This window comes from Burkholderia sp. 3C, from assembly GCF_054589155.1.
This window is the reverse complement of sequence record NZ_BAAILN010000138.1, coordinates 232,368-239,080: the sequence shown is the minus strand read 5'-3', so window position 1 is coordinate 239,080 and position 6,713 is coordinate 232,368. Positions and strand designations below refer to the sequence as shown.

Annotated in this window: 6 protein-coding genes and 2 pseudogenes; 2 read left to right on the top strand and 6 right to left on the bottom strand. The window is 67.3% G+C overall.

From position 1 onward, the window contains the following. Positions 1-211 (bottom strand): annotated as a pseudogene (locus ACYP33_RS30145) (efflux transporter periplasmic adaptor subunit); the annotation flags it as partial. Positions 212-619: 408 nt separating this feature from the next. Between ACYP33_RS30145 and ACYP33_RS30140 the strand changes: the two are divergent. Continuing rightward, on the top strand, positions 620-1,261 hold the full coding sequence (locus ACYP33_RS30140; protein ID WP_459624950.1) for a TetR family transcriptional regulator: 642 nt from the start codon (positions 620-622) through the stop codon (positions 1,259-1,261). Between the two features lie 84 nt (positions 1,262-1,345). Here ACYP33_RS30140 and ACYP33_RS30135 read toward each other — a convergent pair whose 3' ends face one another. The 5 genes from ACYP33_RS30135 to ACYP33_RS30115 all read right to left on the bottom strand — a co-directional run bounded on the left by ACYP33_RS30135 (position 1,346) and on the right by ACYP33_RS30115 (position 6,350). Next, positions 1,346-2,053: a CoxG family protein gene (locus ACYP33_RS30135; RefSeq protein WP_414442964.1), complete on the bottom strand. Its 708-nt coding sequence runs from the start codon at positions 2,051-2,053 to the stop codon at positions 1,346-1,348. A gap of 156 nt (positions 2,054-2,209) precedes the next feature. Next, the gene (locus ACYP33_RS30130; protein WP_414451106.1) at positions 2,210-2,629 is read right to left on the bottom strand and encodes a carboxypeptidase regulatory-like domain-containing protein; all 420 of its coding nucleotides are present in this window, start codon (positions 2,627-2,629) and stop codon (positions 2,210-2,212) included. A 122-nt stretch (positions 2,630-2,751) separates the two neighbouring features. Further along, positions 2,752-4,254, bottom strand: a complete 1,503-nt coding sequence (locus ACYP33_RS30125) for a DegQ family serine endoprotease (protein ID WP_414442966.1) — start codon at positions 4,252-4,254, stop codon at positions 2,752-2,754. Between the two features lie 110 nt (positions 4,255-4,364). Further along, complete coding sequence (locus ACYP33_RS30120) at positions 4,365-5,684, bottom strand: ATP-binding protein (protein WP_414442967.1); 1,320 nt, start codon at positions 5,682-5,684, stop codon at positions 4,365-4,367. A 3-nt stretch (positions 5,685-5,687) separates the two neighbouring features. Further along, positions 5,688-6,350, bottom strand: coding sequence for a response regulator (locus ACYP33_RS30115; protein ID WP_414442968.1), 663 nt, complete (start codon positions 6,348-6,350; stop codon positions 5,688-5,690). A 163-nt stretch (positions 6,351-6,513) separates the two neighbouring features. On the opposite strand from ACYP33_RS30115, the pseudogene ACYP33_RS30110 reads away from it, so the two are divergent. Then, a pseudogene (locus ACYP33_RS30110) lies at positions 6,514-6,713 on the top strand (D-alanyl-D-alanine carboxypeptidase); the annotation flags it as partial.

Here is a 6,713-nt window from a genome sequence, read left to right as displayed (position 1 = left end):
CGTCGACCCGCGCCCGCACCTGGGCGACCAGGAAGGCATTGGTGCGGCCCGGCAGTTCGGAGACGACCGGCACGGATTGCGGCTGGACCGTCACTACGCCGACTTCCGGCGTCTGCTGAGGCGGGGCCGATTGTTTTTGTCCGCAGGCGGCAAGGAAGACTGCTGCCGCAGCGACACTGATTAAGCGGTATGGAACCCGTTCGACGCGCATGGAACGACCTCATTTGTAACAAAGAAGTAAGTGCTTGGCCTGGGGCCGCGACACGAATGCGCCGTGAGGCGCCGATCGAACACACCAGAAATGCAGGACTACGAATACGACAACGACGACAACGGCACGCAGGCCGCCGTGCCGGGAGACGCCGCAGCGAACGCGGCGCGATACGGAAGGGAAATCAGCAGAAAGGGATATTAACTGATTGCCACGAGGGTATTCGATCTACTGCTTGGGTCCTTCGATCGTGGGTGGTATTGTATATACGTTCGTGTATGTATGTAAAAGTCGTTCATCGACAATACAAATTCTTACAAATTACCGACGATTACGAACGTAAGTTCACACCCGATTTCTCGCGCCGGGTGACGTCGTCGGCGCCGACATCCCACACAGGCACCCGCCATGGTCAGACGTACCAAAGAGGAAGCGCTTGCGACCCGCAACGGCATCCTCGACGCCGCCGAACAGGTTTTTTTCGAAAAAGGCGTCTCGCACACGACGCTTGCCGATATCGCCCAGCATGCGGGCGTGACGCGCGGTGCGATCTACTGGCACTTCGCCAACAAGAGCGAGCTGTTCGATGCGATGTTCGACCGTGTGTTCCTGCCGATCGACGAGTTGAAGGCGACCTCCGACAAGCCGCGAGCCGATCCGCTCGGGCGCATCCGCAAAATCCTGGTGTGGTGTCTGCTCGGCGTGGCGCGCGATTCGCAACTGCGGCGCGTGTTCAGCATCCTGTTCATGAAATGCGAGTACGTGGCCGATCTCGAACCGCTGCTGCAGCGCAATCGCGCCGGCATGTCGGAGGCCCTGCACAACATCGAGGGTGACCTGAAGCAGGCCGTCGCCAACGGCGAATTGCCGGCCGATCTCGACACCTGGCGCGCGACGCTGATGCTGCACACGCTGGTCAGCGGCTTCGTGCGCGACATGCTGATGTTGCCCGACGAAATCGATGCCGAGCAGCACGCCGAGCCGCTGGTCGACGGCGTGTTCGACATGCTTCGACTCAGCCCCTCGCTGCGGCGCCCGCCGTCCGCCTGACATCCGCCGAAACCGGCGGCGCGGCCCTGCCGTTCCCGCCTCGATGAAAACGCCGCATCGCGATGCGGCTGCCTGCCCGGTGCGCTAGTCCAGCCAGTGCGCCAACGCGAGCGCCACGATCACCACCGCCACCACCGCGAGCCATACCCACGGCGGCACGATCACGCCGAGACCGGAGCCGGGCTCGGGCGACAACGTCCCGCGCCCGGATAGCGCACCGCCGAATCCCGATTGCGCCCGTGCGCGCCGCAACGCGGCCGACAGCCCGTCGGGCCGCCGGAACACATGCCGACGGCGCAGCCCGGCCGTGGCGAGGTTCGGCGCGAGACCGTGCCGGGCCAGCAGGGTGGCGCTGAATTCGTTGAAGAAATCGTCGGCGAAGCGCAGCAGGCCCTCTTCGATCTGCCGGTAGCGCAGTTCGGCCAGCGGGCCGGCCGCGGTCGCGCGGATGGCGTAATGGATGCGGGTGGAGACGGCCTCGCCGTTTCGATGGGTGCCGAGGCGCACCTCGAGCTGGCCGCGCAACACGCCGCCGCCGTCGGTGCGGGCAATGAACAGCAGCGTGCGGCGTGGCCGGTGGCCGGCCGCCGGAGGCTGAAGATGCACGCGCACCGTGTAGCGCGCGCGCAGTGGACCGAACGGCACGGTCAGCTTGAGCGAGTAGTCGTCGGCGGAGAGCCGGGTCAACGCGTCGCAATGCTCGGCGCTCGCCCGCAGCAGCGCGAGATCCTGCAACGCCGCCCAAACGTCCGACGGCGCAAGCGGAATGCGCAGCGCGTCGTTCAGCTCCATGCCTCTCCCCGATTTCGCGGTCGCGCCGCGCCACCCTGCGATGCCGTCGTGCCGGCGACGGTCGAAAAAAAACCACGGCCCGAGCCGTGGTTTTCATTATCTAGTATCTGCGGCAATTGTGCGCAGGCCGCCGCCGCTGTTGCGCGCGCGACGCGCTTACTGCGCGGCCCAGGTGAAGGCCGTCTTGGCGCCGCCCTTGGCCGGCACGGTGACGCTGTGAGTCTGCACCTTGCCGTTGTAATCGGCCGTCACCTTGTACGAACCCGGCTTCAGGCGAACCAGCATGTACGGGCCGCGCGTGTCGGCCTTCAGGGCCTCGCCGCCATGGCCCGAAATCGAGACGTGCACACCCGACAGGAATTCGCCGCCCGCGCCCGTGAAGCGCATCGACAGCGGCCATTGATGCTCGGCCTGCTGGAACGCATGGGATTCGTCGAGGCCGACGCCACCCGACACGTAGCTGACATCGCCCTGCTGCTGCGCGTCAGGCAGCGCGGACTGCGCATAAGCGCCGCCGACGAGGCCGAAGGACAATGCGGCGACGAGCAGGAACTTCGAAATGTGTTGTTGTTGCATGGTTAGTCTCCTTCCTTGCAAAAAAGGAATGGTGGCGCCCCGGGCACCACCGTGAATCCGGGCCTTTTACCCGATCGGGCGCTATACCAGCAAAAATCGCGCCAGATGCTTGCCTCGCCCGGTCAGCTCAGATCGACCGGCACGAAAATCTGCGCGTTGTCGCGCTGGATCAACAGCGCCAGGCTGTTGCCCGCGCTCTTGACCGCATCGCGCAACTGCTCGGGGCTCGTGACCGGCCGGCCGTTGACCGCGAGGATCACGTCGCCCGGCTGCACGCCGGCGTTGGCGGCCGGCCCGCTGGCCTGCTGCACCATCAGGCCGTGCGTGAGCGAAGTGCCGGCGCGCTCCTGCGGGCTCAACTGCCGCACCGCCACGCCGAGGCGGCCCTGTTCGGCCGGTTCGTCGTTGCTGGCGGTTTGCTGGCTATCCGTCAGAGAAGCGAGCGTGACCGTGACATCCTTGCGCGACTTGTCGCGCCAGATCTGCAGATCGGCCTTGGTGCCCGGCTTCAGGCTGGCGATCTGGCCGGGCAGCATCGTCGAATCCTGCACCGGCGTGCCGTTCACCGACAGGATCACGTCGCCCGGCTGCAGGCCCGCCTTGGCGGCCGGCCCCTTCGGATCGACCGAGCTGACCAGCGCGCCGTCGGGCTTCTGCAACCCGAACGAGCTGGCGAGCGTCTGGTCGAGGCCCTGCACGGCCACGCCGAGACGGCCGCGGCTCACATGGCCGGTCTGCACCAGTTCGTCCTTGACCTTGATCGCTTCGTTGATCGGAATCGCGAACGACAGGCCCTGGAAGCCGCCCGTCTGCGAATAGATCATCGAGTTGATGCCGATCACCTCGCCTTGCAGGTTGAACAGCGGGCCGCCCGAGTTGCCGGGGTTGACCGGCACGTCGGTCTGGATGAACGGCGTGTAGTTCTCGTCCGGCAGCGCGCGCGACTTGGCGCTGATGATGCCCGACGTCACGGTGTTGTCGAAGCCGTACGGCGAGCCGATCGCCACCACCCACTGGCCGACCTTGCTCTGCTGCGGATCGCCGATCTTGACCACCGGCAGGTTCGACGCGTCGATCTTCAGCACCGCGACGTCGGATTGCTTGTCGGCACCGATCACCTTGGCGCGGTATTCGCGCTTGTCGGTCAGCTTGACGGTGACGACGTTGGCGCCGTCGATCACGTGCGCGTTGGTCAGGATGTAGCCGTCGGGGCTGACGATGAAGCCCGAACCGAGGCTCGTGCTCGGCTGGTCCTGATCCTGGCCGCCACCGCCGCCGCCCATGCCCGGCACCTGGCCGTAGAAGTGCTTGAAGAACTGGTAGAACGGATCGCTCGGGTCGATCGGCAACTGCTGCGCGCCGCCGCCACCGCCGCGCCGCGCCGAGGTCTTCACCACGTGCTTGGCACTGATGTTCACGACGGCCGGGCCGTAGGTTTCGACCAGGCCCGAGAAATCGGGAATGCCCGTCTTCGCGGCCGCCTCGGCCGGCATCAGCGCGGCGGCCTGCGCCGGCGAGATGATCTGGGGCGGCGCGGCGTGACGCGTGCCGGCGACGTACGTTGCGGACAATGCAGCCGCTACGGCCACGACAATGGCGCTGCGCGCCAGGAAACGGGTGTTCATCGTGCTACCTCCTCGTTGATGGTTCGCAGCGTAAAGGGACTGTCTTAAAGGAGGCTTAACCGAAGCGGGGACAGACCGGAGAGCCGCACCAACCGGCCTTCAAATGGCTTTCATGCCGGGCGCGCGGCAGCAAACGCGATCTCGACGAGCAGGCCGCCCGCCGCCGATTCGCCAAGCAGGACGGTGGCGTTCTGCTGCGCGGCGACGCGCTTGACGATCGCCAGGCCCAGCCCGCTGCCCGATACGTCGGTGCGTGCCCGCGCCGACGTGTCGCGGTAGAAGCGATCGAACACGCGCTCGCGCTCGCCGGGCGGAATGCCGGGGCCGCTGTCGGCCACCCGCACCACCGCGCGGCCGGCTGCGTCGAGGCTCAGCGTGACATCCACGCGGCCACCTTCGGGCGTGTACTTGACGGCGTTGTCGAGCACGTTGCTGAACAGCACGCGCAGCGCGCCGATATCGGCGTCGACGGTGGCCCGTTGCGCCTCCTCGATGCCCAGGTCGATATTGCGCCGTTGCGCAACCACCGCATGCGCGCTGACGCAATGCGCGAGCACCTCGGTCAGCGACACCGGCTCGCGCACGGTCGCGCCGTCGGGTTCGGAGCGCGCCAGCGCGAGCAGTTGCTCGGCCAGCCGGGTGGCGCGCGTGACGCCGCTCTGCAGATCGGCGAGCGCCTCGCGGCGCGTTTCGTCGTCCTGCGCGCGCGCCACCAGTTGCGTCTGGATCTGCACGGCCGCGAGCGGCGTGCGCAGCTCGTGAGCCGCATCGGCCACGAACGCCTTCTGCGTATCGAGCGCGGCGGCCAGCCGCGCGAGCAGCCCATTCAGCGCATGCACGAGCGGCTGCACTTCCTGCGGCAACCGCGTGTCGGGCAGCGGGTCGAGCGCCTCGGGCCGGCGCGATTCGACCGCCCGCGTGACGCGCCGCAACGGCCGCATGCCGCGCCCGACGATCATCCAGACGGCCGCACCGAGAAACGGCAGCAGCAGGATCATCGGCCACACGGTGCGCAGCGCGACGCTGGCCGCGAGCCGGTTGCGCACCGACACCGGCTGCGCGAGCTGCACCACGTTATCGCCGACGATCGCGCCGTACACGCGCCATTCGCCGCGATCGGTGTGTTCGGTGGAGAAGCCGAGCTCGGCGCGCGGCGCGATCGGCGCACGCGGATGCGAGAAATACATCAGGCCGCCGTTGCGGTTCCAGATCTGGATCACGATGCCTTCGTCGCCGACGTTGGTGCGCGAACCGAACACCTGCGAGAACGGCTCCGACGGCAGCGCGGCCGCGATTTCCTGAAGCTGGTAGTCGAACAGTTCGTTCGCTTCGGCGAGCGCCTGGCGATAGATCAGCCAGCCTGCGGCGCCCACGCCCGCAACCAGGATCGCGAGCAGCCAGATCAGCAATTGATGGCGAATCGACCTCACGCGTTACGATTCCTTGACAACCATGTAGCCGAGCCCGCGCACGTTGCGGATCAGGTCCGAGCCGAGCTTCTTGCGCAGCGCGTGAATGTAGACCTCGACGGTATTGCTGCCGATCTCCTCGCCCCAGCCGTACATCTTTTCTTCCAGCTGGCTCTTGGACAGCACCGCGCCGGGCCGCGCCAGCAGCGCTTCCAGCAGTGCGAACTCGCGCGCCGACAACGCCACCGGCGAGCCGTCGAGCGTGACCTGGTGAGAGGCGGGATCGAGCGTGAGCGCGCCATGGCGGATCAGCGATTCGCTGCGGCCCGACTGGCGACGGATCAGCGCGCGCATGCGGGCGCCGAGTTCGTCGAGATCGAACGGCTTGACGAGGTAATCGTCGGCGCCGGCGTCGAGGCCCTTGACGCGATCGGAGATCGCATCGCGCGCGGTGATGATCAGCACCGGCAACGCATGGCCGCGCGAGCGCAACGTGCGCAACACGTCCACGCCGTCGCGCTTGGGCAAGCCGAGATCGAGCAGCATCAGGTCGTAGGTTTCGCCGCCGATCGCGGTGAGGGCGGCCTCGCCGTCCTCGACCCAATCCACCGCGAAGCCGTCGGACTTCAGCGCCTTGCGCACGCCCTCGGCAATCATCGTGTCGTCTTCGACCAGCAGTATTCGCATGCGGCCAACCTTGTATGCGGGAATTCGATGCCGGCCATTGTAGCGCCCCGCGTCGTGCAATTCGCGAAGCGATTCGAGATGTAATTCGTCATCCCGGCGGCGGGGCTTGTCTCTACAATGTGCGCTTCCGCGCCGTCCGCCGGCCCGCACTTCTTGCCTGTCGATGACCCACACGCCCGCCCCGACCCAATCTTTCAGCCCTTCCCGGCGCCTGCGCCGCGCCGCTTTCGTCCTGGCCGCCTGCGCCGCGCTGGCCGCCGCCGCCCCCGCCGACGCACGCAAGAAGCCGCGCGCGGGCCGTCATGCCGCCACGGTATCCGCCGCGCCCGCCGCCAGCGTGGCCGCCGCGCGCGGCATCCTGCC